The sequence below is a fragment of the Microcella putealis genome (genome assembly GCF_004216575.1).
Classification (GTDB): Bacteria; Actinomycetota; Actinomycetes; order Actinomycetales; family Microbacteriaceae; genus Microcella; species Microcella putealis.
On the sequence record NZ_SGWW01000002.1, the window covers coordinates 158,250 to 180,037 of the forward strand.

Annotated in this window: 19 protein-coding genes; 11 read left to right on the forward strand and 8 right to left on the reverse strand. The window is 70.0% G+C overall.

The features are described 5' to 3' along the window. Window positions 1–30: 30 nt before the first annotated feature. Entirely contained in the window at window positions 31–1,551 is a 1,521-nt protein-coding gene (ahcY, locus tag EV141_RS05650) for an adenosylhomocysteinase (RefSeq protein WP_130485002.1), read from the forward strand. A 182-nt stretch (window positions 1,552–1,733) separates the two neighbouring features. On the opposite strand, the gene EV141_RS05655 is transcribed toward ahcY, so the two are convergent. Next, a complete protein-coding gene (locus tag EV141_RS05655; protein WP_130485003.1) occupies window positions 1,734–2,591 on the reverse strand; it encodes an RDD family protein in 858 nt (285 codons plus the stop codon). A gap of 16 nt (window positions 2,592–2,607) precedes the next feature. On the opposite strand from EV141_RS05655, the gene EV141_RS05660 reads away from it, so the two are divergent. Then, window positions 2,608–3,603, forward strand: a complete 996-nt coding sequence (locus EV141_RS05660) for a stage II sporulation protein M (protein WP_130485004.1) — start codon at window positions 2,608–2,610, stop codon at window positions 3,601–3,603. A gap of 78 nt (window positions 3,604–3,681) precedes the next feature. Here EV141_RS05660 and EV141_RS05665 read toward each other — a convergent pair whose 3' ends face one another. Genes EV141_RS05665 through EV141_RS05685 form a run of 5 tightly spaced genes read right to left on the reverse strand, consistent with a single transcriptional unit; the run spans window position 3,682 to window position 9,192 of the window. Next, window positions 3,682–5,025 (reverse strand): DUF58 domain-containing protein, encoded by a 1,344-nt coding sequence (locus EV141_RS05665; RefSeq protein ID WP_130485005.1) that lies wholly within the window; start codon window positions 5,023–5,025, stop codon window positions 3,682–3,684. Between the two features lie 19 nt (window positions 5,026–5,044). Next, window positions 5,045–6,070 (reverse strand): AAA family ATPase, encoded by a 1,026-nt coding sequence (locus EV141_RS05670; RefSeq protein ID WP_130485006.1) that lies wholly within the window; start codon window positions 6,068–6,070, stop codon window positions 5,045–5,047. Further along, window positions 6,067–7,266: a DUF4350 domain-containing protein gene (locus EV141_RS05675; RefSeq protein WP_130485007.1), complete on the reverse strand. Its 1,200-nt coding sequence runs from the start codon at window positions 7,264–7,266 to the stop codon at window positions 6,067–6,069. Before EV141_RS05675 ends, EV141_RS05670 begins: the two co-directional genes overlap by 4 nt. Next, window positions 7,263–7,973 (reverse strand): DUF4129 domain-containing protein, encoded by a 711-nt coding sequence (locus tag EV141_RS05680; RefSeq protein ID WP_241969102.1) that lies wholly within the window; start codon window positions 7,971–7,973, stop codon window positions 7,263–7,265. Before EV141_RS05680 ends, EV141_RS05675 begins: the two co-directional genes overlap by 4 nt. A gap of 4 nt (window positions 7,974–7,977) precedes the next feature. Next, on the reverse strand, window positions 7,978–9,192 hold the full coding sequence (locus EV141_RS05685; RefSeq protein WP_130485008.1) for a DUF7847 domain-containing protein: 1,215 nt from the start codon (window positions 9,190–9,192) through the stop codon (window positions 7,978–7,980). 93 nt (window positions 9,193–9,285) lie between these two features. Between EV141_RS05685 and mtrA the strand changes: the two genes are divergently transcribed. The 6 genes from mtrA to secA all read left to right on the forward strand — a co-directional run bounded on the left by mtrA (window position 9,286) and on the right by secA (window position 17,889). Then, entirely contained in the window at window positions 9,286–9,966 is a 681-nt protein-coding gene (mtrA, locus tag EV141_RS05690) for an MtrAB system response regulator MtrA (RefSeq protein ID WP_130485009.1), read from the forward strand. 4 nt (window positions 9,967–9,970) lie between these two features. After that, window positions 9,971–11,578: an MtrAB system histidine kinase MtrB gene (gene mtrB, locus EV141_RS05695; RefSeq protein WP_130485010.1), complete on the forward strand. Its 1,608-nt coding sequence runs from the start codon at window positions 9,971–9,973 to the stop codon at window positions 11,576–11,578. Then, a complete protein-coding gene (locus EV141_RS05700) occupies window positions 11,571–13,283 on the forward strand; it encodes an LpqB family beta-propeller domain-containing protein (protein ID WP_130485011.1) in 1,713 nt (570 codons plus the stop codon). The genes mtrB and EV141_RS05700 overlap by 8 nt, the downstream gene beginning before the upstream one ends. A gap of 231 nt (window positions 13,284–13,514) precedes the next feature. Next, the gene (locus tag EV141_RS05705) at window positions 13,515–14,111 is read left to right on the forward strand and encodes a ComF family protein (protein WP_157985515.1); all 597 of its coding nucleotides are present in this window, start codon (window positions 13,515–13,517) and stop codon (window positions 14,109–14,111) included. 113 nt (window positions 14,112–14,224) lie between these two features. After that, window positions 14,225–14,899 carry a ribosome hibernation-promoting factor, HPF/YfiA family gene (gene hpf / locus EV141_RS05710; protein ID WP_130485013.1) on the forward strand — a complete coding sequence of 225 codons (675 nt, stop codon included), beginning with the start codon at window positions 14,225–14,227 and terminating at the stop codon, window positions 14,897–14,899. Window positions 14,900–15,036: 137 nt separating this feature from the next. Beyond that, complete coding sequence (secA, locus tag EV141_RS05715) at window positions 15,037–17,889, forward strand: preprotein translocase subunit SecA (RefSeq protein ID WP_130485014.1); 2,853 nt, start codon at window positions 15,037–15,039, stop codon at window positions 17,887–17,889. Window positions 17,890–18,090: 201 nt separating this feature from the next. Here the strand turns inward: secA and EV141_RS05720 are convergent, their stop codons facing one another. Beyond that, a complete protein-coding gene (locus EV141_RS05720; RefSeq protein ID WP_241969105.1) occupies window positions 18,091–18,561 on the reverse strand; it encodes an Rv3235 family protein in 471 nt (156 codons plus the stop codon). A 196-nt stretch (window positions 18,562–18,757) separates the two neighbouring features. Here EV141_RS05720 and EV141_RS05725 point away from each other — a divergent pair, with 196 nt between their 5' ends. After that, a complete protein-coding gene (locus EV141_RS05725) occupies window positions 18,758–19,342 on the forward strand; it encodes a hypothetical protein (protein WP_130485015.1) in 585 nt (194 codons plus the stop codon). Here EV141_RS05725 and EV141_RS05730 read toward each other — a convergent pair. Beyond that, complete coding sequence (locus EV141_RS05730; RefSeq protein ID WP_130485016.1) at window positions 19,318–19,611, reverse strand: helix-turn-helix domain-containing protein; 294 nt, start codon at window positions 19,609–19,611, stop codon at window positions 19,318–19,320. The two genes, EV141_RS05725 and EV141_RS05730, sit on opposite strands and share 25 nt — an antisense overlap. A 125-nt stretch (window positions 19,612–19,736) precedes the next feature. Here EV141_RS05730 and EV141_RS05735 point away from each other — a divergent pair, with 125 nt between their 5' ends. Together EV141_RS05735 and EV141_RS05740 are read left to right on the forward strand one after the other, a co-directional pair. Then, window positions 19,737–20,375, forward strand: coding sequence for a CpaB family protein (locus tag EV141_RS05735; protein ID WP_130485017.1), 639 nt, complete (start codon window positions 19,737–19,739; stop codon window positions 20,373–20,375). Then, window positions 20,372–21,784, forward strand: a complete 1,413-nt coding sequence (locus EV141_RS05740; RefSeq protein WP_130485018.1) for a nucleotide-binding protein — start codon at window positions 20,372–20,374, stop codon at window positions 21,782–21,784. The genes EV141_RS05735 and EV141_RS05740 overlap by 4 nt, the downstream gene beginning before the upstream one ends. Window positions 21,785–21,788 lie beyond the last annotated feature (4 nt).

Sequence of the window (21,788 nt, forward strand, 5' to 3'; positions counted from 1 at the left end):
CCCGGGGAATCCTCCTGCGAGAATGGCGGCATGGCTTCCGACACCGCCGCGCCCGCCCGCCCCGCCGACCTCGGCCCGCTGGCCACCGTCACGACCCGCAACGGCCTCGACTTCGCCGTTCGCGACCTCGCCCTCGCCGAGGCGGGCCGCCACCAGATCCGCCTCGCCGAGCACGAGATGCCCGGCCTCATGGCCCTGCGCGACGAGTTCGGCCCCACGCAGCCGCTCGCCGGAGCCCGCATCGCCGGCAGCCTGCACATGACCGTGCAGACGGCGGTGCTCATCGAGACCCTCGTCGCCCTCGGCGCCGAGGTGCGCTGGGCAAGCTGCAACATCTTCTCGACCCAAGATGAGGCGGCCGCCGCGGTCGTCGTCGGCCCGCACGGCACGGTCGACGCCCCCGAGGGTACGCCCGTCTTCGCCTGGAAGGGCGAGACCCTCACCGAGTACTGGTGGGCGACCCAGCAGATCTTCGACTTCGGTGTCGACGCCGATGGCGCCCCCGTCGGCCCGACCCTCATCCTCGACGACGGCGGCGATGCGACTCTGCTCGTCCACAAGGGCCGCGAGTTCGAGCTCGCCGGTGCCGTGCCCGCTGACCAGCCGGGCGACAGCGGCGAGTGGCGCGTGATTCTGGAAGCGCTGCGCGCATCCCTCGCCGTCGACCCCACCCGCTGGACCCGCACCGCCGCGGGGCTCATCGGCGTCACCGAAGAGACCACGACCGGCGTGCACCGCCTGTACGAGCTGCACCGCGACGGCCAGCTGCTCTTCCCCGCGATCAACGTCAACGACTCGGTGACGAAGTCGAAGTTCGACAACAAGTACGGCATCCGCCACTCGCTGCCCGACGGCCTGAACCGCGCCACCGACGTGCTCATCGGCGGCAAGACCGTCTTCGTTTGCGGCTACGGCGACGTGGGCAAAGGCAGCGCGGATGCTCTCCGCGGCCAGGGCGCGCGCGTGATCGTTTCCGAGGTTGACCCGATCACGGCCCTCCAGGCCGCCATGGACGGCTACCAGGTGGCGCGCCTCGACGATGTCATCGGAGAGATCGACATCCTCGTCACGGCGACCGGTAACGAGGGCGTCGTCACGGTCGAACACCTGCAGAACCTCAAGCACCTCGCGATCGTCGCGAACGTCGGCCACTTCGACAATGAGATCGACATGGCGGGCCTCGAGTCGCTGCCCGGCGCCGAGAAGGTCGAGATCAAGCCCCAGGTGCACGAGTGGCGCCTGCCGACCGGCCGCTCGATTCTGGTGCTGAGCGAGGGGCGCCTGATGAACCTCGGAAACGCCACCGGGCATCCCTCATTCGTGATGAGCGCATCGTTCACCAACCAGGTGCTCGCGCAGCTCGAACTGCACACGAAGACCGCGGAATACCCGGTGGGTGTCTACGTGCTGCCGAAGCTGCTCGATGAGAAGGTCGCGCGCCTGCATCTCGACGCGTTGGGCGTGAAGCTCACGCGGCTGAGCGAACGCCAGGCGTCCTACATCGGCGTCAGTGTTGAGGGGCCGTACAAAGTCGACCACTACCGCTACTAGCCGAACCGGCCTTTTCGCGATCGCTGGTTCGCGATCGCGCGTACACGGTCGACCACTACCGCTACTAGCCGATCCGCCGCCAGAGGCTGGCTACCCGCGCGGGTGCTGGTTCGCGCGCCTGGAGCCGGTTCGAACCCGCTCCAGGTGAACGAGGTGCCTCCCGGCAGCGAGGCGCCGGCTCCCTAGCCGCGGTCGGGGAAGCCGTGCGGCAGCGCACCCAGCGTGGGCGCGAGGTCGTCGAGTCGGGCGCGCTCGAGGTCGAGCGCCCGCGCCTCGCGTTCGCGACGCAGCACGGCGACGCCGGCGAGCAGCAGCTCGGGCTCGACGCTCGGCAGCGGCGACACGAACGGCGCCGCCTCGGCCGCCAGCGACTCGGCGAGCCGCACGCGCGTCGTTGGCGTGAGCCCGCCCGCCTGACGCAAGAACTGGGCGATGCGCCGAGACAGGGTGTCGGGCAGGCGCGCCACATCGGCGGTGACGGCCCACTCGGTGAGCTCGGCGGGCACGCCAAAATCGGCCGGCTCGTGCCGGGGAACCCGCTCGTACTGGCTGTACGTGCCGGCGACCAGGTCGCCCAGGCGTTTTGCCCGAGCGTTCAGCAGGGCGACCACGATTGCGAGCCCGCCGACCGTGAAGACGATCTCAATCAGGCCGACGAACGATCGGATGAACGCGTGCCGAAACCCGATCGCCCCGCCGTCGTCGCGCACAATGCGTGAGCCGAGCGCGAGGCGCCCGAGCGACTTGCCGTGCGTCGCCGTCTCGACCACTGCTGGCACGAGTACCAGGCCGGTGAAGGCAACCGAGATACCGACGGCCGGATACAGCTCGTCAGGAAGCCCCGCACCCTCAGCGAGCAGCACCGCGGCGTAGAGCAGGCCTGCGGTCGCCAGCACGTACAGCACGTAGTCGATGGCGGCGCCCGCCGAGCGCAGAATCACGTTGGTCGCTCGCAGTTCGAGGGCGACCGCCTCACCGGTCAGCAGCTCGTTGTCGTCGTCGTGCCGCGTGAGGTTCTGAGTACTCGTCGGGCTCGACATGCCATCATCTTTCCAGATGGATCTCGACGCCTACTCCTCAGCCCACGACGCCGAATGGCGTCGCCTCGACGAGCTGTCGCGCCGACGCCGTTTTGACGGTCGCGCCGCCGACGAACTCATCGACGGCTACCAGGCGGGGGCCACGCAGCTGTCGCAGATCACAACGGCGGCGGGCCAGGCTCCGCAGGCCGCCCGCCTCAGCGTGCTGCTGTCGCGGGCCCGACTGCGCTTTACGGGGGCCGCCGCCGACCCCGTCCAGGCGATCAGCCACTACGCGACGCGCGCCGTTCCGGCGGCGCTGTACGGCATCCGGTATTTGTCCCTTGTCGTCGCGATGCTCTTCATCGCGGTGGGAGCGGCCTACGCGACCTGGGTGGCGACAAACCCCGACGTGGTGGCCGCGATTGGCGACTACGAGTCGCTCAGGGTCTACGCCGAGCAAGAGTTCGTCGGCTACTACAGCGCAAGCTCGGAGGGCGTGTTCGCGACGCAGGTGTTCACGAACAACGCCTGGATCGCCGCCCAGTGTGTCGCGTTCGGCATCACCGGGCTGTGGCCGCCGTTTGTGCTGTTTCAGAACGCGCAGGGCGTGGGCATCTCGGCGGGCATCATGGCCGAGTTCGACCGGCTCGACGTGTTCTTCCTGTCGATCCTGCCGCACGGTCAGCTCGAGCTGTACGCGATCTTCGTCGCCGGTGCGGCCGGTCTGCGTATCTTCTGGGCCTGGGTTGCCCCGGGGGCGCGCACGCGGCTGCAGGCGCTCGCCGAAGACGGCCGGGCCCTGTTCGCCACCGTGGGTGGGCTCGTCGCGGCGCTCGCCGTCAGCGGCGTCATCGAGGGCTTCGTCACGCGCCAAGAGTGGCCCGACGTGATCCGCATCGGCATCGGCACGATCGCGCTGGCGGCGTTCCTGTGGGTGCAGTGGGGTCTCGGGCGGCGCGCGGCGCTCGCGGGCGAGACGGGTGACCTCGACCCGATCAGCCGCGGGGCGCGCGTGGTCGTCGCTGACTGAAGCGGCGCACAAATCGGGATGCGCGCATCCCGTGACCGACGCGCGGAGCGCTCGGCGCGCATCCGGCCACCCGCCCGTCTACAGCCGGCCGGCCGCCTTGTACGCGAGATAGCAGTCGGAGACGGCGGGCGGCAAATCGAGCGGCGCGGCGGAGACGACGTCGCCGCCGAGGCGCGTCACGGCGGCGGCGACGCGTTCGGCGTCGAGCAGCGCGCGCTCGGCGGCGGCGGCGCGGTACACCGCGGGGCGGTCGCCGCGGTCGCGCGTGGCCGCGATGAGCTCGGGGTCGGTGACCGCGGCGATCAGCACGAGGTGTGTGCGGGTGAGCTGCGGCAGCATGGCGAGCAGCGAGCGGGTCGACCCGGGGGATTCGAGCGGGGTGGCGATCACCACGAGCGAGCGCTGGGCGGTCATCGAGCGCACGAGGGCGGGCACGCCGCTCCAGTCGGTCTCGAGCAGCTCGGGGTCGATGGGCGCCATCGTCTCGGTGAGTTTCGCCAGCAGGTCGGCGCCGCGGGAATCCTGCACGCGGCCGCGCACGCGCCGGTCAAAGATGGCGACGTCGACGCGGTCGCCCGCCCGGTCGGCGAGGGCCGACAGCAGCAGCGTCGACTCGAACGCCGTGTCGAGGCGGGTCTCGTTGGCGATGCGTGCGGCCGCCGTGCGCCCCGAGTCGACGATCACGATGACGCGCCGGTCGCGCTCGGGTCGCCAGGTGCGCACCATGAGGGTCTGTGCGGGGCCTGCGGCGCCTGCGCCGCCCGGCTCGCCGCCGCGCCGGGCGGTCGCCCGCCAGTCGATCGAGCGCACGTCGTCGCCGCGCACGTACTCGCGCAGGCTGTCGAACTCGGTGCCCTGCCCGCGCACCATGACGCTCGTGCGACCGTCGAGTTCGCGCAGGCGCGCGAGGCGTGATGGCAGGTGTTTGCGTGACGCGAATTCGGGAAGCACCGTGATCGTGCCCGGCACGAGGATGCTCGCCTGACGCCCCGCCAATCGCAGCGGTCCCAGCGCGCGAATGGTCACGGCGGCGCTGCGGCGCTCGCCGCGCCGCCACGGGGTGAGCGTGGTCGTCACCGCCCGCCGTTCGCCGGCTGGCACGTCGAGGGTCTGCCGGGCGGGCCGGGCGCCCGCTGACGGCTCCCACGCGTCGCGGATGATGCCGCGCAGCTTCCGCCGCCCGGGGTTCGTGACGTACAGCGTGGCAGCGGCGCTCTCGGTCAGGCGCACCCGATCGGCTGTTGACCGTGCCAGCCCGACGGCTCGTGGCGACGCGGCGAGGGCGAGGTCGAGCAGCGCCAGCAGCGCGCACACCACCATCCACGCGACGAACACCGAACCCGCCTCGACGGCACCGTCGAGCGCGATCACGGGCACGGCGCCGAGGGCGACGAGCAGCACGAACCAGCCGGTGACTGCCACGGCTAAATCTCGATGCCCACTAGAGCGGCACCTGCACCTGCTGCACGATTGAGCGCAGGATCGTGTCGGCCGTGACGCCTTCGAGTTCGGCCTCGGGGCGCAGCGCCAGGCGGTGGCGCCACACGGGCAGCAGCATGGCCTGCACGTGGTCGGGCGTGACGCCCCCCGCACCCGACAGCCAGGCCCACGCCTTGGCCGCGGCGAGCAGGGCGGTCGTGCCGCGGGGGCTCACGCCCAGCTTGACCGACGGGCTCTGACGCGTGGCGCGAGCGAGGTCGACGATGTAGCCGATGAGCTCGGCCGACGCGTCGATGCGGCCGACGGAGGCGCGAGCGGCGGCAATGTCGTCGCCGGTGACGACGGCGCGCACACCGGCGGCGGCGAGATCGCGCGGATCGAAACCGTCGGCGTGGCGGGTGAGCACGTCGATCTCGGCGTCGCGGGGCGGCAGATCGAGCACGAGCTTCAGCAGGAATCGGTCGAGCTGTGCCTCGGGCAGCGTGTAGGTGCCCTCGTACTCGACGGGGTTCTGCGTGGCGGCGACCATGAACGGCTTCGGCAGCAGGTGGCTCTCGCCGTCGACCGTGACCTGGCGCTCCTCCATCGCTTCGAGCAGCGATGACTGTGTCTTGGGGGGCGTCCGGTTGATCTCGTCGGCCAGCATGATGTTGGTGAACACTGGGCCGGGCCGAAACTCGAAGTCGCCGTTCTTCGCGTCGTAGACGACCGAGCCGGTGACGTCACCGGGCATGAGGTCGGGGGTGAACTGCACACGCGCGGTGCGCAGGTCGAGCGCCGCGCTGAGCGTGCGCACGAGCAGCGTCTTCGCGACGCCCGGCACGCCCTCGAGCAGCACGTGGCCGCCCGACAGCAGCGCGACGATCAATCCGCTCACGGCCCCGTCTTGGCCGACGACCGCCTTGCCGACCTCGCCGCGCACGGCGAGAAACTTCTCGCGAATCGCGGCGGTGTCCGAGGCGACGCCGGTGCTCGCGCTGGGGTCGGGGGCTCCGCCGTGGGGCTCGGTAGTTGCGCTGTCGCTCATCCGGTCATCCTCTCGGGTGTGTCTGAATCGTCGTCGAGCGCGACCCGTCGGGCGACGGCCTGCTCGAGGGTGATGAGACTCTCGCTGAGCCTCATGAGTTCGGTGTCGTTTGCCGGCTCGGCATCGACGAGCAGCTCGCGTGTCGCGCGAAGGTCGCGGCCCGCGGTGCTCGCGGCGGCGGCCACGATGTCATCGACGCCGGCGGCTTTCCCCAGCGCGAGCGTGGCCGAGAGTCTGCGCAGTGTGCCGACGCGCAGCGCGTCGAGCGCGCGGAGCCGAGCCCCGCCGCGGGCGTACAGGCGCGCGCGACCCTCCATCGTCTCGGTCGTCTTCACCACTACGGGGAGGTTTTCGATGACGACCGGCCCGAGTCGGCGCCCGCGCCAGAACGCGGCGGCGAGCAGTGCGGCGGCAGCGGTCCAGGCGAGGGGGTTGACCCAGCCCGGCGTGACGTCGGCGAGCGTGACGAGGCCCACGTCGGCGGGGGAGGGCGAGTACCAGACGAGGCGGGGATGCTCGCCCGCGAGTCCCAGCGCGAGCGCGGCGTTCCCGGCGCGGTCGATTGCCCCGTTCTCGAGCGCCTCGCCGACCCCGAGCACGGTGACCTCGGCCCCGTCGATGGTTTGGCTGAGCAGGGCTGCCCCGGAGTCGTCGCTCGCGCATCGTTCGTCGGCCTCGGTCTCGTAGATCACGATCGCGTCGCCGTCGATCGTCTCGGCGCGCTCTGCGGCCGCGAGGGTGCAGCTGCCCACGTCGATGGGGCCGGCGGTGAGGCGACTCGTGCTGAACGGAAAATCGAGGGCGTCCAGCGTCTCGGGGGCGGGCTCGGCCAGTACGAGACGATCGGCGAGGCCGGTGAGCGCGGCGATGCGCTCGCCGTCGAGCAGGCCGCGCCCGTCGGCAACGAGCAGGGTGACCGCGTCGCCCGCGCGTCGGGCGGCGTCGATGGCCGCATCCACCTCGGCGCGGGTGGCGGCCAGCTCCACCGCGATGCCCTCGTTCTCGAGCACGGTCGCCAGCGCGAGCGAACCGGTCGGCGTCGCCGAGCGCGCGTCCCACCGGTCGGTGCTGGTCGCCACCCCGTTGAGCGCGGTCAGCCCGAGGGCCACGGCGATGGCGACGCCCGCGGCGCCCACCCAGAACAGACTGCGGCGCACGGCGCGCCCCACGGTCGGCGTGAGCACTGTCGTGGTCATCGCGGCACCTCCGGCGCCTGGACCGCAGCCGCCTGCCCGCGTGCCGCCGTGGCGACGGGGGACGCCGCAGCGCTCAACCGCGTGTCGAGATCGCGCACGTGCTCGTACTCGGCGGAGGTTCCCACCCGCCCGAGATACCGCACTCCGTCGAAGGCGTCCGCCGCCCGCTCGAGCTCGCCGCCCGCGTCAGGGAACGCCCGCGCGGCGAGCCGCGCGAAGCCGTGCGCCGTCGTCCCGGGATGCACGGTGACGATCGTGCGCTCGTCGAGTGCCCGCGCGATGGCTCGGTACCGATCCGCGATCGCGCTCGCCCAGTCGCCCCGCGCGGCGGCCGTCTCGGCGTCGCGGCGCATGTCACGGGCGCTGCGCGTGTCGGTGTCGCCGAACAGGTCCTCTCGCGCGGCGCGGCGGGCGCGGCGGGCGGGGATGCCGTACAGCGCGATCGCGACGGCGATGAGCGCACCGATGACGAGCACCACGATCACGAGTCCGAGGCCAGGCGGGCCCGATACGCCGCTCTCGAAAAGGCCAAGGAACCAGTCGAGAACGCTCTGCGAGAGCAGGTCGAACCAGGTCGGTTGCGCCTCGGCATAGCGTGGGTTCGCGAGTTCGCCGCGCAGCAGCTCTTGTGCGTCGGGTGCGTCGGGAGTCAGCGGCGCACCGACACGCGCGCCGACAGACGCCATCGTGCCAGTAACGCTCGTCACGCGGCTACAGCGGTCGCGTCGCGCCGTCGAGGCCGCGCACGTAGGGGTCGGCAGGCGTGCCGCCGGCGGCCGACTGCTCCGTTGCCTGCTGCAGGTCGAGGTCGAGCCCCTCGCGGCGCATCCGAATATCGGTGTAGATGAGGGCGACGGCCGAGGTGGTCAGAACGGCGCCGATGGCCCCGACGACGACGGTCACGGCGACGCTGACCACGTTGGCCACGATCAGGAAGGTGCTGTTCGTGAACTCGTCGCCCGCGGGGTTGGCGAGCAGCCCCCCGAAGGTGGCGACGAGGCTGAACGGTGTCGTCACGATGCTCGCCGAGATCTGCACGATGACGGTGATGAGCAGCAGGATCCCGAAGGTGCGCCAGAACGAGCCGCGCACGAGCGTCCACGCCCGGCGAATGGCCTGGCCGAGGGTCAGCCGCTCGATCATGAGGGCCGCGGGCACGAGCGCCAGCTTGATCCAGAGCCAGGCGGCGAGCACGGCCATCCCGATGCCGCCGACGATGCCGAAGACGACGCCGAGGGCGATCGAGGTGGGGCCGCCGACCGCGGTTTCGCCGATGACGATCATGAGGACGACGATGCCGACGAGCAGCGCGACGGCGACCATGAGTGCGAGGCTGAGCAGCAGGGTCCAGCCAATGAGCGCGCCCCAGCGGCCTTTTCCGCGCGCCAGCAGCTGACGCAGAGTGTTCTTCTCGCCGAGGATCTGCCGCGACACCTCGATGGTGATGACGCCCTGCAAGAGTGCCTGAGCGACGAGGGCCACCGCGGTGGCCAGCAGGCTGCCGATGAGCACCAGCCCGATCGTGCCCGCGGCGATCGCCTCGGCTTCGTCGCCGCTTGCCTGGGTGAGGCGGTCGATGCTCGAGAAGCTCAACCCGAAGACAGCGCCAAAGGCGACGATCGTCACGAGAGCATTCATCAGCAGCGCCGCGCCGAACGTCGAACGCGGGTTGCGCTTCAGCACCCCGAAGGTGGCGCCGAAGAGGGTGCCGAAGTCGATCGGGCGCAGCGGAATCAGCCCGGGTTTCGGGGGCGGGGCCCAGCCGCCGGTGGCGGCCGGCCCGTAGCTCGGTGGGGTGGCACCGGATGCGCTTCCCGCGCCATTCGCGGACGGGGCGCCGCCGGGCGCACCCGCCCCCTGATCGGCGTCGGGGGTGCCTCCGGGGGAGGCCCAGCCGGGCGAGGTCCAGGGGGAGTCGTTGCTCACACGCCGTATGGTTTCACACTCGTCTAGGCTGGAGCGAACAATGATCGGATCCTTGGGCGACGACGCCGGGAACGACGGAAGCGGAGGCAGGCGATGACCGCACGCATCCTTGTCGTCGACGACGACACGGCGCTCGCCGAGATGATCAGCATCGTTCTCTCGGGGGAGGGCTTCGAGCCGCACCTCGTGCACGACGGTGCTGAGGCGGTCGACGCGTTCGCGTCGGTCACCCCCGACCTGGTCCTTCTCGACGTCATGCTTCCGGGCATGGGAGGCATCGAGGTCTGTCGCCGCCTGCGCGAGCTCACCGGCACCCCCATCATCATGCTGACGGCGAAGGGCGACACGAACGACGTCGTCGAGGGTCTCGAGGCGGGTGCTGACGACTACGTCGTGAAGCCGTTTAATCCCAAAGAGCTGGTGGCGCGCATCCGAACGCGGTTGCGCCCGACGCCCGAGGCGGCCGTCTCCCGCCTGACCATCGGCGACCTCACCATTGACGTGATGGGTCACGAAGTACGCCGCGGTGACGCGCTCATCAACCTCACCCCGCTCGAGTTCGACCTGCTGCTGGCGCTCGCGATGAAGCCAAACCAGGTCTTCACCCGCGAGATGCTGCTCGAGCAGGTGTGGGGCTACCAGTACAAGGCCGACACGCGGCTCGTGAACGTGCACGTTCAGCGTCTGCGCGCGAAGGTCGAGACCGACCCCGACAACCCGAGCATCGTCATGACCGTGCGCGGCGTCGGCTACCGCGCGGGCGCATCCCGCTGACCCCATGACGCCGTTCAGTCTGCGGCGCCTTCTGCTTCGCGCCCTGCGCCTGTGGCGCAGTTCCCTGCAGTTGCGCACGGTCGCCATCACCGTGCTTGCGACGCTGTTCGCCGTCACGGTGATCAGTGGGTACATGGCCGTGACCATCGCCACGAACCTCTACGACTCGCGCAGCGTTCAGGTGCTGGCCGAGGCACGACAGGCGGCGTCGAGCGCGCAAGAGTTGTTCGACTCGTCGGTGACGCAGACCGGCTCGATTGACGTCGAAACGGCGGCGATCGCGGCGAGCCGCACGATCGGCCTGTCGACGACCTCCTCGGCGCAGTACGCGCTGCTGCGCACGCCCGGCCAGACCACGCCGCAGGTGATGCAAGATTCGCAGAGCCCCGGGTTCGACCGCACGACGATCACCGCTGAGCTGCAGGCTGCCGTCTCGTCTGCCGGCGACAGTGTGTTCTCGCAGCCGGTCGCCATCGCGGCCGGCGAGTCGCGCGAGCCGGGCATCATCGTGGGCTCGGCGATCGAGGTGCCGACGGCGGGGCAGTACGAGCTCTACCTCGTCTTCAGCGTCGCCGATGTGCAGCAGACCCTCGATTTCGTGCAGCAGACGCTGCTGATCGGCTCGCTGCTGTTGGTGCTCACGATCGGGCTCGTCACCTTCGTGGTGGTGCGCTTCGCGATCCGGCCCGTGCGCCTCGCGGCTCAGACGGCCGAGAAGCTCGCCGACGGCCAACTCGAAGAGCGCATCCCTGAGCGGGGGCAAGACGTCGTCGCGACGCTCGCTCGATCGTTCAACCGCATGGCCGACAGCCTGCAGCGGCAGATCACTCAGCTCGCCGACCTGTCTCGCCTGCAGCAGCGCTTCGTAAGTGATGTGAGCCACGAGTTGCGCACGCCGCTCACGACGATTCGTCTGGCCGGCGACGTCATCTACGACCGCCGCGACACCTTCGACCCCACGACCGCCCGCACCGCCGAGCTGCTGCACACGCAGGTCGACCGCTTCGAGACGATGCTCGCCGACCTGCTCGAGATGAGCCGCTTCGACGCCGGGGCGGTCGTCCTTGAGACCGAGCCGACGAACCTGGTGCGCCTCGTCGAAGAGTCGATGGAGGCGATTCGGCCGCTCGCCGAGCAGAAAGCGAGCGAGCTGCGCCTCGTGGCGCCGGGCGGGTATTTCGAGGCCGACGTCGACGCGCGACGCATCCGCCGCATCCTGCAAAACCTGCTGGGCAACGCGGTCGACCACGGCGAGGGGCGCCCCGTCGTGGTCTACGTCGATTCCGACGCCGACGCGGTGGCGATCGCCGTGCGCGACTACGGCATCGGCATGGATGCTGACGCGCTCGAGCAGGTTTTCGAACGTTTCTGGCGTGCAGACCCGTCGCGGCAACGCACGACGGGCGGCACCGGCCTGGGCCTCGCCATCTCGACGGAGGACGCCCACCTGCACGGCGGCGTGCTCGACGTGTGGAGCGAGCCGGGGGAGGGCAGCTGCTTTCGGCTGACCCTGCCCCGCCGCGCCGGAACCGCGCTGGTCAGTTCACCGCTCGAGCTTCCGCCGATTGATCCGGTGGATGCCGTTCTCACCGAGGAGGTTGCCGATGCGTGATCGACGCCGTCGCCTTCTCGCCCTGCTTCTCGCCCTGCCAATGCTGCTGGCGGCGGGCTGCGTCGCCGTGCCCATGTCGGGCCCGGTCGAGCAGGGCGAACTCGTCACGGATGAGGGCGACACCGACTTCGAGTTCCTGCCGGCCGGGCCCACCCCGGGCGCGACGCAGGAGGAGATTCTGCAGGGCTTCTTTGCCGCGACGACCGCATCGCAGGAGAACTACCGCATCGCTCGCTCGTACCTTGCCGACACGGTGTCGTCGGTCTGGAATCCCTATCAGTCGACGCTCGTGCGCGCACAGCAGGGCGAGGTGACTCGTCTCGACGATGACACGCTCGAGTACTCGGTCGAGGTGCTTGCCGAGGTTGACGCCGTGGGGCGCTACCGCGTCGCCAGCGAGGTGACCGACCAGGTGCTGCCGCCGTTCCGCTTCGTGCGCGAGGGCGGCGAGTGGCGTATTGCCGAACTCGGCGACGGCATTCTGATCTCCCGCCAGGCCTTCCCGAGCGCGTTCAGCCAGCACGTTCTCTACTTCTACGACCCCACGTTCACGAACCTGGTTCCCGATCTGCGGTGGTTCCCGACGCGCGCCGGCGTCCCCACCCGCATCGTGCGCGCGCTGCTGGACGGCCCGAGTTCGTGGCTCGGTCAGGGGGCCACGGTGTCGGCGATTCCGGAGGGCACGCAGCTCGTCGCCGCGCCCGTCTCGATCGTCGAGGGCCAGGCAGTCGTCGACCTGAGCGCCGAGATTCTCGAGCTGGGCGAGACCGAGTTGCAGCGGCTGGCCGCCCAGCTGCGGGCGAGCCTCGGCTCGGTCAGCAACGTGGCGGGCGTGCAGCTCACGGTCGATCAGGCGCCCGTGTCGGTGCCGCCGACGACGACCGTGCCCGAGCTCGCCCCGCAGGTCGACGGGCGCCTGCTCGCCATGACCGAGGAGCGCGATGGCTTCGGCTTCTCCGCGGGTTCGTCGGGGGTGGAGGCGATTGGCCGGCTGAGTGAGCGCGTGATCGAGCTGGGTGCGACGGCGGTCACGCTGGGGCCGACGCGCACGATCGCGGCCGTGCAGAACGCTGATGGCGTCTGGGTGGTGCGGTCGAACGACCTCGCCACGCAACTCGTTGACACGCGTCCCGGGCTGATCGCGCCGAGTATCGACGGCTTCCAGCTGACCTGGACGGCGACGGCCGATGCGGCCGGCGACGTCAACGCGATCACCTCGGCGGGCGAAATCCTCACCGTCGAGGCGACCATTCCGGCGGATGCGCGCCTCGTATCGATCGATGTCTCGCGCGACGACACGCGCATCCTCATGTTCTTGGACGGGGTGGGCGGTCCGCGCCTCGTGGTGGGCGCGATCGTGCGGGAGGAGGCGACGGGGCGCCCGATTCGCATCGGCGACCTCATCGACATCCCGATTGATGGGGCGACGGCCGCCGGGGCGGAAGCGGTCGACGCCGCCTGGGTCGACGAGGTGAGCGTGGCCTCCATTCTTGCCACCGAGCAGGGCACCGCGGTCGAACTGCACGAGGTTGGCGGGCGCTCCCGCTCGCTCGGTCGGCCGCCCGGCGCGGTGCAGATCGTGGGCGGCAACGGAGGGGCTGCGGGGCTTCGCGTGCTGACCGACAGTGGCGTCGTCTTCGAGCCGCGCGGCAGCGGCTGGCAGTCGACGGGTTTGCGTGCCTCCTTCCTTGGGGTGCAGCAGTAGCAACTCTCCACGGATGCGCGGTGCGCGATCGCGGGGGAAGCGTTCGTTCGCGACGCTCCCGCCATGACCGATGCCGCGTCCCGCTCGTCTCTCCGTCCTCCCCGACCGCTCATCGCCCAGGCGCTCGAATCGGCGTGGGCGCTAGTCGCGCCGGTCGCCTGCGTGGGGTGCGGTCAGGATGACGTCGCCGTCTGCGACGACTGCCGAGGTGACCTTGTCCCGTGCGTGCGCGTGGCCCCCCTGACCGTCGGCCGAGCCGAGGTGCCGCTGATCGCCGCGCTCGACTACGACGGAGCGGCACGCTCGGCACTGCTCGCCCTCAAAGAGGAGGGGCGCACCGAGCTCGCCGCCGCGCTCGCCCCCGCCGTGTCTGCGGCGGTCATCGAGGCGTACCGGCAGGCCGCCACTTTCGCAACGGTGCGACCCGAATCGCCGTTGCTGGTGCCGGTGCCGGGAAGCCGTGCGGGCTTCGCGCGGCGCGGGGTGCATCCCACTGAGGTGTTGGCGCGCCGCGCGGGGTTTGCGACCACCCGCGTGCTCGCTCCCGCCGGCGGCGGTGGCCCCGCCCAGAAGTCCCGTGCGCTCGCTGAGCGCCTCGCCCGTGAGAGCGGAGTGGTCGTCCGCGGGGCCGCGCGACTGCTGGGTCGGCGCGTCGTACTGATCGACGACGTCGTGACCTCGGGCGCCACGCTGCGCAGCTCGGCCGCAGTCTTGCGCGCCGCGGGCGCGGAGGTCGTGGCGTGCGCCGCCGTCATGGCGACCCCGCGTCGCCAGGGCGCGTCGAGCATCCCGTGGGCGCCGATTCGGCGTGACCCGGGCGTCAGCTAAGCAGCGGCCGAAAGTCCTCTTGTCTTTCCGGCACAGAGGACTAGCGTTGGGTCATGGATGGCGCGACGATCGCCTGACCCTCAGGCGACGCGCCGACGGTCTAGGAGGTCGACGTGGACATCACCATCACCGGACGCAACATGGGCATTACCGACCGGTTCCGCGACTACGCCACGGAGAAGGGCGAGAAGGTCGAACACCTCGCCGATCGCCCCCAGGTTCTCGAAATCAAGGTGTCACGACACCACGAGAAGAACGGCAAGCCGGGCGATGACCGCGTCGAAATGACCCTCATCGGACCGGGGCCGGTGGTGCGGGCCGAATCGGCCGCGAGCGACAAGTACGCGGCCTTCGATCTCGCGATCGACAAGCTCATGGAGCGATTGCGACGCGCGAAAGACAAGAAGAAGGTGCACCGAGGCAAGCATCGACCCGTGTCCCTGCGCGAAGCCTCGGCTGACGGCTTCAGCGTCGTCGACATCACGCCGGCACGGCCCGAGGTGATCGAGTCGGTGGCCACGGGTTCCGTCCCCGTGCAGCAGGCGGAGGAGGCGGAGGAGCCCGACTACACGCCGGTCGTCGTGCGTAGCAAGGTGTTCCCTGCGGCGACGCTGACCGTCGACGAGGCGGTCGACCAACTTGAGTTGGTCGGTCACGACTTCTTCCTCTTTATCGATGCCGAGACCGACCGCGCGAGCGTCGTGTACCGCCGCACCGGCTGGAACTACGGCGTCATCAGTCTCGAGCACGACGCCGAGGAGGTTCCGGTCACGCGCCGCCGCGGCTAGGCGCGCATCGGCAGCCTCGGCTGCCGCATGAGGACGCTTGCTAGCATGGGGCCCGCCGCACCGCGCGGCGGGCCCTCGTGCTTTTCCGCGATCTTCGCGCGGTGCATCTGCGGCCCCGATGACTGGAGTAAATCGACGTGGCGAATGTTCTTGAACGAGTTCTGCGTGTCGGCGAAGGGCGCACCCTTAAGCGTCTGAAGGCCTACGCGGAAGCGATCAACCGGCTCGAGGAAGACTTCAGCGACCTCACCGACGACGAACTGAAGAACGAGACGGCCGAACTGCGCGAGCGCTACGGCAATGGCGAGTCGCTCGATGACCTCCTGCCCGAGGCGTTCGCCGCCGTGCGTGAGGCGGCAAAGCGCACGCTCGGCATGCGTCACTTCGACGTGCAGCTCATGGGTGGCGCGGCACTGCACCTCGGCAATATTGCCGAGATGAAGACGGGTGAGGGCAAGACGCTCGTCGCGACCCTGCCTGCCTACCTCAACGCCATTGCCTCGCGCGGCGTGCACGTCATCACGGTCAACGACTACCTCGCGAGCTACCAGAGCGAGCTGATGGGCCGCGTCTTCCGCGCGCTCGGCATGACGACCGGCTGCATCCTCTCGGGCCAGACGCCCGAGGTACGCCGCGAGCAGTACGCCGCCGACATCACCTACGGCACGAACAATGAGTTCGGCTTCGACTACCTGCGCGACAACATGGCGTGGCAGTCGAGCGACATGGTCCAGCGTGGCCACTTCTTCGCCATCGTCGACGAGGTCGACTCGATCCTCATCGACGAGGCCCGTACGCCGCTCATCATCTCGGGCCCCTCGTCGGGCGAGGCGAACCGCTGGTTCACCGAATTCGCGCGCATTTCGACGCGTCTGCAGGCGGGCGTCGACTTTGAGGTCGACGAGAAGAAGCGCACGGTCGGTGTGCTCGAGCCCGGCATCGAGAAGGTCGAGGACTACCTCGGCATCGACAACCTCTACGAGTCGGCCAACACCCCGCTCATCTCGTTCCTCAACAACGCGATCAAGGCGCAGGCGCTCTTCAAGCGCGACAAGGACTACGTGGTCATGAACGGCGAGGTGCTCATCGTTGACGAGCACACCGGCCGCATCCTCGTCGGTCGTCGCTACAACGAGGGCATCCACCAGGCAATCGAGGCCAAAGAGGGCGTGCAGGTCAAGGCCGAAAACCAGACCCTCGCCACGGTCACCCTGCAGAACTACTTCCGGCTCTACGCCAAGTTGTCGGGCATGACCGGTACCGCCGAAACCGAGGCGGCCGAGTTCATGAGCACCTACAAGCTCGGCGTCGTCGCGATTCCGACGAACAAGCCCATGAAGCGCATCGACCAGCCCGACCTCGTGTACAAGAACGAGCAGGGCAAGTTCGAGCAGGTCGTTGAAGACATCGTCGCCCGCCACGCGACGGGGCAGCCCGTGCTCGTCGGAACGACGAGCGTCGAGAAGAGCGAAACCATCAGCCGGATGCTCGCGAAGAAGGGCGTCAAGCACGAGGTCTTGAACGCCAAGAACCACGCGCGCGAGGCGTCGATCATCGCGCAGGCGGGCCGCCTGGGCGCGGTCACCGTCGCCACCAACATGGCGGGTCGCGGTACCGACATCATGCTCGGTGGCAACGCCGAGTTCCTCGCGGTCACCGAAATGAACAACCGCGGACTGTCGCCGGTTGATACGCCCGACGAGTACGAGGCCGAGTGGGACGCGGTGTTCCAGCGCGTGCAGGCCGAAGTCAAGGCTGAGGCCGACAAGGTGGTTGCCGCGGGTGGTCTCTACGTGCTCGGCACCGAGCGCCACGAGTCGCGTCGCATCGACAACCAGCTGCGCGGACGCTCCGGACGCCAGGGTGACCCCGGTGAGAGCCGCTTCTACCTGTCGCTGCAGGACGACCTGATGCGCCTGTTCAACGCGGGCGCCGCCGAGTCGCTGATGACCCGCTCGAACGTGCCCGACGACATGGCCATCGAGTCGAAGGTCGTCAGTCGAGCGATTCGTTCGGCGCAGTCGCAGGTTGAAAGCCGCAACGCCGAGATCCGCAAGAACGTTCTCAAGTACGACGACGTGTTGAACCGGCAGCGCGAAGCCATCTACACCGACCGTCGGCACATCCTTGAGGGTGACGACCTGGCCGGTCGGGTGCAGGGCTTCATCGGGGACGTCATTACCGACATCGTCGACGAGACGACGTCGGTCGGCCCCTCGGACGACTGGGATCTCGACCAGCTGTGGACCGAGCTGAAGACGCTCTACCCGATTTCACTCACGATCGACGAGGTCCTCGCCGAGGCGGGAGCAAAGCTGACTCCCGACTTCCTGAAGCGCGAGATCATTTCCGACGCGAAGCTCGCGTACGAGCGCCGCGAGCAAAGCCTCGGCCGCACGGCGACGCGCGAGTTGGAGCGACGCGTTGTTCTCAGCGTGATCGACCGGCGCTGGCGCGACCACCTCTACGAGATGGACTACCTGAAAGACGGAATCGGCCTCCGCGCCATGGCGCAGCGCGATCCGCTCATCGAGTACCAGCGCGAGGGTTACGTGCTGTTCCAGACGATGATGGGGCAGATCCGCGAAGACACGGTCGGCTTCCTGTTCAACCTCGAGGTCGAGGTGTCGGGCGGTAAGGGCACCGCGCAGGTCACCGCGAAGGGGCTCAACGCACCCCAGACCCCGCAGAACCTCAGCTACACGGCGCCGAGCGCCGACGGCGACGTCGAAGTTCGCAACCAGCGAGGCCAACTGCAGCAGTCGGCGACTGATCGCGCTCGCGCGGCGGCGCCGGCGGGCGCGGCGGCCGCAGCAGGCCGTCCCGCGGCGACGCAGCAGGGGCGCCCTGCTCCCCGTGTCGCTCCGGGTGGTCAGCGCCCTGCCGCGGGTGGCCAGACGGGCGCGTTCGGTCAGCGCACCGACGGCGCGGCGGCGACGCCCCCGGTCAACCGCGCACAGCGCCGCGCTCAGGACAAGAAGAAGCCGTAGCGCTCGATGGCCGCGCGGTCACGATCATGACGAACGCCCCCGGGGAAGAGCTTCCCGGGGGCGTTCGGCGTTGAGGAGTGCGATGCAGCGCAGCCCCCAGGGTGGTGGTCCGGTGCACCCCAGCACCGGTGCCACCCGCTCGACCCCGGAGGGGACCGTTGGTCGAACGGACGGTCGTTGTGCGGCCCGCGTGAGGCCGCGTTAGAGCACGTGAATGGCGCTGGCCCGCCAGCGGCGGTCGAGACCCTCGAGTCGAATCGCCACCGCGCGGCAGCGGGCTCGGGAGTTCACGATGACGACCGCCTCGATGACGCCGTCACGCGGTTCGCACAGTCGAACCCCGCCGAGAGCGAAGGCCGGTCGGGCGGCGGGAGCCCCCCGGGCGGCGCGGGCGCGGGCGCTGATGGTTTGGCGTCGCAGCAGCGTGCGGTACACGTCGTCAGTGACCCAGCGCGCGATTTGCTCGAGCTCGCGGGCGCCGGCGAGCACCTCGATCACGCACCGAGTGAGGTTCTCGACAAGCGGGCGAGGGTCGGGGAGGTCGGCCGTCGAGGTCGGCTGGTAGTCAAAGAACTCCTCCTGCGCGATGCGGGCGCTCAGCGAGCGGCCGCGGGGCATGCGCGTGGGGTTCTCGTCACTATCGAGCAAGGCGCTTGCCGTCGCTGAGCTCACTCGTTTCTCCTCTTCCCTCGAGGGTGGGATGCCGTCGTGCGGCGTTCCGCAATCACCGTCGATTGCAGACCCTAATGTTTACCCCCGTATGGGGGTAGAACACACCTAAGCAGATGTTTTCCTCATTTGTCTACGTCGGTGTCGAGTTGTGGAGAACCGTGTCGTCAATGTCGGTGGCCGTTACTACGGTGCCCGCATGCGTTGGGACCACCTCTTCGATGACCTCGCCGGTCAGCTCGAGCACGAACTCACCGCGGAGGAGGCCGACCTCCAGCGCGAAGAAGAGCGCCTTCGTCTCGGCCGTCTCGGCCTCCGCGAGCGCATCGTCGCTCTCCGGCGCACCCGTGATCGGGCCCTCAGCGAGCTCTCGGTCGTCGTTCTCGGGGGCACGCGCCTGCGTGTCCGCCCGGTCACCGTGGGTCGAGATTGGGTCGCCGGCGACCTCGACGGGCGCGACGACGCCCAGGGTGTCATCCCCTTTCGCGCGATCGACGCGATTGAGCTACGCGACGAGCAGGTCGAGGTCTCGCTTGAGGCGGGCGACCCCGCGCCCGACCTGTCGAGCAAGCTCGGCATGCCCTTTCTGCTGCGCGACCTGTGCCGGCGTCGAGTCGGCGTGCGCATCGACACCCCGGTGGGGTCGGTCACCGGAACAATCGATCGGGTGGGGCGTGATCACCTCGATCTCGCCGAGCACGAGCTGGAGGTGCCCCGCCGGCGCGCCGCGGTCAGCGGCGTGCGCGTGATCTCACTCGATCAGGTGGTGGTCGTGCGCCTCTGACGGCGCTCGTCGCCGAACAGCTCAGCCACGTCGGCGAACTCAGCCTCGTTCCAGAGGGCGAGTCGACGCGATTCTTCGTACTTGTCGGCGATGAACGACTCGAGCACCGTGCGCTCGACGCGCCACTGCCCGATCGACCCCAGTCGAATCGCCGGCAGCTCGCCCGAGCGCACCAGCGCCATGACCTCGGCGGCCGTGAGGCTCAGCACCTCGGCGACGTCGGTGAGGCTGAGGAAGCGACCCACGTCTCCCAGCGATTGATCGGGCATCTCCCGATTATGGCCCCGTCGTCTGGGGGTGCGCCGGAATGTGGATAACTCACCAGGCGCGGCCGAGCATCCGCCCACTATCGACGCGGCACGACGCCGACCGACCCGCTTCGAGAGGAAACTCCATGCCGAACCGCCCGGGACGCCCCGACAATCGCCCCCGTCGCGGGCCCGACCTACGTCTCGTGATCGGGCTCGTGCTCGTCACCGCATCTGTTGCGGGCGTCGTCGGCATCGTCGCGGCCTTCGATGACGGCGTCGAGGTGTACGCGGCCCCGCGCCCCCTCATCGAGGGTGAGCGCATCACGGCCTCCGACCTCGAGGTGCGCACGGTCAACCTCGGCGCAGACGCCGCTCACTACCTCAGCCCCGACACGCTGTCTGACGACGCGGTGCTCGTCGCCCGCACGGTAGGCGAGGGCGAACTGGTGCCGATTGCCGCGGTGGGTGACGAGCGGGGTGCTCAGTCGACAACAGTCGTCGTCGCCCTGACAACGCCCCTCGGTGCCACGGTGCGACCGGGTGACACCGTTGACCTGTGGTCGGCGCCCGCCGTCGAGGGGGGTCGCTTCGGCGCCCCTGCGGTCATCGCCTCGTCCGCCCAACTCGTCCGGTCGATCGCCCCGGAGGGCGTCGTCGCGTCGAGCGAAGCGGAGCGTGTGGAACTGCTTGTTCCCCGGCGCGATGTGGCGCGCATCCTGCACGCGCAAGCGAACCGCGATGCGCTGTCGGCCGTGCCGACCGCGCTCGCCGTGGCGCCGTGAGCCTCCGCGTCGGGCTGTTGCTCGGCCCCCACCCGAACGAGCCACTAGAGCTCGCCCTGCTGCGCGCGGGTCACCGCATCGAGTGGCGCGCTCAGACGGCCGACGAGGCGATCGGGCTGATCGCCGATCGGGCTCCCGACGTGCTGCTCATTGCCGATCAGCCGACACTCACGCGGGCCGACGTCGTGGGCGCGGCCGACCTCATCGCGGTGCGCAGCGTGCTCGTGCACAGCGGGGCGCCGAGCGCCCACGGCATGCGCCTGGGGCTTGCCGACCAGATCGCGGTGGTCGGAGAGAACCCTCCCGACGTGTCGTCGCTGATGGACGAGCCGGCCGCGCCGCGCGTCGAGTCGCTCCCGGCGCCGGCACCGACCACGGCGCCCACACCGCCCGCAGCGCCCACACCTCCGACGGAGTCCGACGCGACGCCTGTCGCGGGCGGGGCGGACGGCCGGCGCGCCGCGCGCGCTGAGGAGGATGGCCTCGTCGCGCCGACGCGCATCCCCTTTCACCCGATCGAGGGTGCGGGCGAGGCACCGGTGCCCTCCCGCATCATCGCGGTGTGGGGCCCCACCGGGGCGCCCGGCCGAACGCTGACGGCAACGTCGCTCGCGGCGGAGCTGGCCGTGCGGGGTCGGCGGGTCGTTCTCGTCGACGCCGACACCTACGGCGGCACGATCGCACCGGCGCTGGGGCTCCTCGACGAGTCACCAGGTTTCGCTGCCGCGTGCCGGCTCGCCGGCAGCGGCGCGCTCAGCGATATCGAACTGGACCGGGTGTCGCAGCCCCTTCCGCGGGACGCGGGAATCGCCGCCGACCGCTTGCGCGTGCTGACGGGTATCGGTCGGCCCTCGCGCTGGCCCGAACTGTCGAACGATCGCGTCACAGCCGCACTCGAGGCGTGCCGATCATGGAGCGACGTCGTGGTCGTCGACGTTGGCTTCAACCTGGAGACGGACGAAGAACTGTCGAGCGACCTGTTTGCCCCGCGCCGCAACGCGGCGACGATCGCCGCGCTGCGCGCCGCCGATCGCATCGTGGCCGTTGGTGCGGGCGACCCACTCGGGCTCGCGCGACTGCTGCGGACGTATCCCGATCTGCTCGAGACCGTGGCAGACACCCCTGTGCAGGTCGTCGTGACGCGCGTTCGGTCGAGCGTGCTTGGCATCGATCCGGGTACGCAGGTGCGGCACACACTCGACCGCTTCGCCGGTATTCGCGATGCCGTGTTGATCGATGATGATCCCGCGGCGGCTGATGCCGCCTTGCTCAGCGCCCGCCCCGTTCCCGTCATTGCACCGAAGTCGGCCCTGCGCCAGAGCGTCGCCGAACTCGCCGATCGGCTGGGGTACGCGATGCCGAGGCTGGGGCGCCAGCGCTCGCCATTCTTGTGGCGGCGCACCGGGTAGCCTG

What these genes read in the sequence shown, in the direction of transcription:
- ahcY (WP_130485002.1), top strand. Translation starts at nt 31, where the DNA reads ATGGCTTCCGACACCGCCGCGCCCGCCCGCCCCGCCGACCTCGGCCCG.
- EV141_RS05655 (WP_130485003.1), bottom strand. Translation starts at nt 2,591, where the DNA reads ATGTCGAGCCCGACGAGTACTCAGAACCTCACGCGGCACGACGACGAC.
- EV141_RS05660 (WP_130485004.1), top strand. Translation starts at nt 2,608, where the DNA reads ATGGATCTCGACGCCTACTCCTCAGCCCACGACGCCGAATGGCGTCGC.
- EV141_RS05670 (WP_130485006.1), bottom strand. Translation starts at nt 6,070, where the DNA reads ATGAGCGACAGCGCAACTACCGAGCCCCACGGCGGAGCCCCCGACCCC.
- EV141_RS05675 (WP_130485007.1), bottom strand. Translation starts at nt 7,266, where the DNA reads ATGACCACGACAGTGCTCACGCCGACCGTGGGGCGCGCCGTGCGCCGC.
- mtrA (WP_130485009.1), top strand. Translation starts at nt 9,286, where the DNA reads ATGACCGCACGCATCCTTGTCGTCGACGACGACACGGCGCTCGCCGAG.
- mtrB (WP_130485010.1), top strand. Translation starts at nt 9,971, where the DNA reads ATGACGCCGTTCAGTCTGCGGCGCCTTCTGCTTCGCGCCCTGCGCCTG.
- EV141_RS05700 (WP_130485011.1), top strand. Translation starts at nt 11,571, where the DNA reads ATGCGTGATCGACGCCGTCGCCTTCTCGCCCTGCTTCTCGCCCTGCCA.
- EV141_RS05725 (WP_130485015.1), top strand. Translation starts at nt 18,758, where the DNA reads ATGCGTTGGGACCACCTCTTCGATGACCTCGCCGGTCAGCTCGAGCAC.
- EV141_RS05730 (WP_130485016.1), bottom strand. Translation starts at nt 19,611, where the DNA reads ATGCCCGATCAATCGCTGGGAGACGTGGGTCGCTTCCTCAGCCTCACC.
- EV141_RS05735 (WP_130485017.1), top strand. Translation starts at nt 19,737, where the DNA reads ATGCCGAACCGCCCGGGACGCCCCGACAATCGCCCCCGTCGCGGGCCC.